Origin of the sequence: Mucilaginibacter sp., from assembly GCF_028287845.1 — a bacterium.
Lineage (GTDB): Bacteria > Bacteroidota > Bacteroidia > Sphingobacteriales > Sphingobacteriaceae > Mucilaginibacter.
The window spans coordinates 1-4,606 of record NZ_JAQBOW010000025.1; the positions used below are offsets into that span (position 1 = coordinate 1).

3 protein-coding genes are annotated in these 4,606 nt (G+C 44.0%); 2 read left to right on the forward strand and 1 reads right to left on the reverse strand.

What is annotated here, in order from left to right; all coding sequences use genetic code 11:
• Together JWP71_RS02120 and JWP71_RS02125 are read left to right on the forward strand one after the other, a co-directional pair.
• On the forward strand, nucleotides 1-514 hold a 514-nt coding region (locus JWP71_RS02120; protein ID WP_299496582.1), incomplete at its 5' end, for a DNA-3-methyladenine glycosylase 2 family protein.
• A 100-nt stretch (nucleotides 515-614) separates the two neighbouring features.
• Nucleotides 615-833, forward strand: a complete 219-nt coding sequence (locus JWP71_RS02125) for a zinc ribbon domain-containing protein YjdM (RefSeq protein ID WP_299496584.1) — start codon at nucleotides 615-617, stop codon at nucleotides 831-833.
• 108 nt (nucleotides 834-941) lie between these two features.
• On the opposite strand, the gene JWP71_RS02130 is transcribed toward JWP71_RS02125, so the two are convergent.
• The gene (locus JWP71_RS02130) at nucleotides 942-4,307 is read right to left on the reverse strand and encodes a methylmalonyl-CoA mutase family protein (RefSeq protein ID WP_299496586.1); all 3,366 of its coding nucleotides are present in this window, start codon (nucleotides 4,305-4,307) and stop codon (nucleotides 942-944) included.
• Nucleotides 4,308-4,606 lie beyond the last annotated feature (299 nt).

The window sequence follows — 4,606 nt, forward strand, 5'->3', positions numbered from 1 at the left end:
TACTTTTGAAACTTTGGTGCATATTATTTTGGAGCAGCAGGTTTCGCTGGCATCTGCATTATCCGCGTTAAATAAATTGAAGGAACGCGTACAAGAGCTTACGCCTGCCCGAGTATTACTGCTTACCTATGATGAGTTTAGGGCATGTTATTGCATTCGACAAAAAACGGCTTATATAAAATATTTAGCCGAAGCCATATTAAGCAGGCAAGTTGATCTGGACTTATTTGAGCAATTACCTGATGATGAAATACGCGCACAATTAATAACCCTGAAAGGAATAGGTAACTGGACGGTAGATGTTTACCTGATGTTTGTTTTGCAACGGGCAGATATATTCCCTATTGGTGATTTGGCGGCAGTTAACGCGTTAAAGCGGGTTAAGAGTTTGCCCGCGGCTGTTTCAAGGGAAGAGATAATAATGGTTGCCGAACAATGGCAACCGTACAGAACAGTGGCTACAATGTTGTTGTGGCACTATTATTTATCAGCACCTAAGAAAGGTGCAAAATAAAATGTCATTTCCAACCTATTACGTTTTTTGTTTAATCATCTGGCGGGGGTTGTCATAATTAAAGTTTGTAACTTGCCCCGTAATATCAATCACCTTAATAATGGATGAATTAATAGTAAAAGACAGCAACGGAAACCAACTGCATGATGGCGACTCGGTAACAGTTATAAAAAGCCTAAAGGTAAAAGGCGGCGGCACTACCATAAAACAAGGCACTACAGTAAAAAAGATACGCCTTACCGATAATGAAGAAGAAGTAGATTGTAAGATTGATGGTATGAGTATTGTTTTACGAACGGAGTTTTTGAGAAAAAAGTAAAAGATTAGTTATTGAAGATTGGTTATTGAAGATTAAAGATTAGTTGATTTGCAAATACTAATCTTTAATGGCTAATCTTTAATCTTCAAGAGCTAATCTTTGTAAAACCTACATATTTCTTCTATACTGCCCGCCAACCTCATACAGCGCGTGCGATATTTGCCCAAGCGAGCAATTCTTACAGGCTTCCATCAGGCTTTCAAAAATGTTTTGGCCGGCTATGGCGGTGTGTTGAAGGTTCTGTAACAGCTGCCCTATTTGAGTTTCATTACGTTCCTGGAACGCGTGTAATGCGTTTATCTGGTATTGTTTCTCTTCTTCGGTAGCACGTATCACTTCGGATGGCGTAATAGTAGGCGATCCTTTTTTGTTGAGGAACGTATTCACGCCAACAATAGGGTACTCGCCATTATGTTTTAGCGTTTCGTAATACAGCGATTCTTCCTGTATTTTACTGCGCTGGTACATCGTTTCCATCGCGCCTAAAACTCCCCCGCGATCGTTAATATTTTTAAATTCGGCCATTACCGCCTGTTCCACCAAATCGGTTAGTTCTTCTATAATAAAAGCACCTTGTATGGGGTTCTCATTCTTAGCCAGCCCAAGCTCACGATTAATGATGAGCTGTATAGCCATAGCCCTGCGTACCGATTCTTCAGTAGGCGTAGTTATCGCCTCATCATAAGCATTGGTATGCAGCGAGTTACAATTATCATAAATAGCATACAAAGCCTGTAGTGTGGTGCGGATATCATTAAAATCTATCTCCTGCGCATGTAATGAGCGGCCACTGGTTTGAATATGGTATTTCAGCTTTTGCGACCGGTCATTACCCTTATATTTATTCTTTATCGCCTTTGCCCAAACGCGCCTTGCAACACGGCCTATAACTGAATACTCCGGATCAATTCCATTCGAGAAAAAGAAAGATAAATTAGGCGCGAAATCATCAATATGCATTCCCCGGCTCAGGTAATATTCCAGATATGTAAATCCGTTTGATAAGGTAAAGGCCAGCTGCGTAACCGGATTGGCCCCCGCCTCGGCAATATGGTAGCCCGAAATAGAAACCGAATAAAAGTACCATACATTCTCATTAATAAAATACTGCTGCATGTCGCCCATCATCCGCAAAGCAAACTCGGTACTGAATATGCAGGTATTTTGCGCCTGGTCCTCTTTTAAAATATCTGCCTGTACCGTGCCACGCACTGTGGCAATGGCATGGGATTTAATTTTTTGATAGCTATCCGCAGGCAAAACCTGGTCGCCGGTTAAGCCGAGGAGCATAAGGCCCAAACCATTGTTACCGGCAGGTAATTCGTCATCATGATATTTCGGCCTTGTTAATCCCCTATCCTCATAAACCTCTTTAAACTTCGCTTCAACCAAATGCTCAAGCTTATGCTCTGTGATATATTTTTCGCATTGCTGGTCTATGGCCGCATTCATAAAAAAGCCAAGCAACATAGGTGCCGGCCCGTTAATGGTCATAGATACCGAGGTAGCCGCATCACACAAGTCAAACCCCGAATACAGCTTCTTAGCATCATCCAGCGTAGCTATACTTACCCCGGCATTGCCTATTTTTCCATAGATATCGGGCCGCACATGCGGGTCCTCGCCATAAAGCGTAACCGAATCAAATGCCGTACTTAACCTGTGCGCGGGTTGCCCCAGCGATACATAATGGAACCGCTTATTCGTCCGCTCCGGACCTCCCTCGCCGGCGAACATCCGCGTTGGGTCCTCTCCCTCGCGCTTTAGCGGGAACACTCCGGCAGTATAAGGGAACTCGCCCGGCACATTCTCCGTAAGCTGCCAGCGCAAAATATCGCCCCAGGCTTCATATTTAGGCAAGGCGATCTTAGGTATCTGTAATTGCGAGAGCGACGTATAAAACAACGGCTGCTTAATTTCCTTATTTCTAACCTTATAAATAAAATTTTCGGCTTTATATTTCAAAACCGTATCGGGCCACTCAGCAAGCAGACGTTTGCAATCGGTGTGTAGTTGTTTTTCTAAATGTTTTTGCACATCCGCTAAACCCGCAACCATGTTGCTGTCTTGTTTAGTTAATAATTCGATAATGCCTTTTAATTGGAATAATTGCTGCGCCACGCCACACTGTTCATTCACCCATTTGGTATAGGCCTCGTTGCTTTCGGCAATCTCTGCCAAGTATCGTGTCCTATCGGGCGGAATGATATACATCTTCTCGGCTTCGCTGCCATCACCTAAACTGGCTATATCTTTTAATTCAAATGCAACCCCCGTTTTTACCGTTATCTTTTTTATCAGCGCCGCAAACAGAGCGTTCATCCCCGGGTCGTTAAACTGCGATGCCATGGTACCGTAAATTGGCAGGTCATTGTCCTTAGCGTCGAATAGTTTATGGTTTCGTTTATATTGTTTGCGCACATCGCGTATGGCATCCAAAGCACCCCGTTTATCAAACTTATTCAGGGCCACCATATCTGCAAAATCCAGCATATCTATCTTTTCCAGCTGAGTTGCCGCGCCAAATTCGGGGGTCATAACGTAAAGCGACAGGTCGCAGTAATCGGTTATCATCGTATCACTTTGGCCAATGCCTGATGTTTCTACAATGATCAGATCATACCCTGCCGCTTTACAAATATCAACCGCGTCCTGCACATGCCTGCTCAGTGCCAAATTAGCCTGCCGTGTAGCCAAACTGCGCATATATACGCGCGGATTGTTAATCGCGTTCATCCGTATCCTGTCACCCAATAAAGCCCCGCCTGTTTTGCGCTTGCTTGGGTCTACCGAAATTATGGCCAGCGTATTATCAGTCTCCATTAAAAACCGGCGCACTATCTCATCCACCAGCGATGATTTACCCGAGCCACCCGTGCCGGTAATGCCGATAACCGGGATAGTTTTAATAGCAGAGGCAGTTGCAGTAGCAGGTATAGCTACGGCTGCGCCATCTTCGGCCAGGGTTATTAAACTTGCTATGGCGTGTACATTCTTATCGCCTAAATGTTTTAGCTGACCGTTTAGATGGGTTACTGTTTTAAAATCACACTGCCTTAGCATATCATTTATCATGCCTTGCAAACCCATGGTGCGCCCATCATCGGGCGAGTATATTTTGCTGATACCGTAGGCCTGTAGCTCGGCAATTTCATGGGGCAGGAACACGCCGCCGCCGCCGCCGAATATCTTGATATGACCCGCACCGCGTTCGGCAAGCAGGTCATGCATATATTTAAAGTACTCTACGTGGCCGCCCTGGTAGCTGGTAAGGGCAATGCCCTGCACATCTTCTTGTATGGCGCAGTTTACCACCTCGTCTACACTGCGGTTATGGCCCAGGTGTATCACCTCGGCACCACTTGCCTGCAGTATGCGACGCATAATGTTTATGGTAGCATCATGCCCGTCAAACAACGACGCGGCGGTAACAAAACGTATCTTATTGGCACTTTGGTAACTGGCGCTTTCCATAACTCACATTGGTATACTACAAAATTAATAAAATAGTTTGGGGTAAATACTATGCACGCATAATATACCGGGTACAAATATGCAAATGAACAAATGAACGTGCGCCATTAACTCACCCTTATCACATCGCTCGCTATCACCTCATTATCAAATAATTGCCAATTTTTTTATCCTCCAAATAAAAATGAACAAAATGAACAGCACGCTTTATTCTTTTTACACTTATCTTTAAACATATCTTAAACCCTATCACCTCTTAATGTGTACTTACCAGTTTTGGGGTTAAAATTGGTTGCATT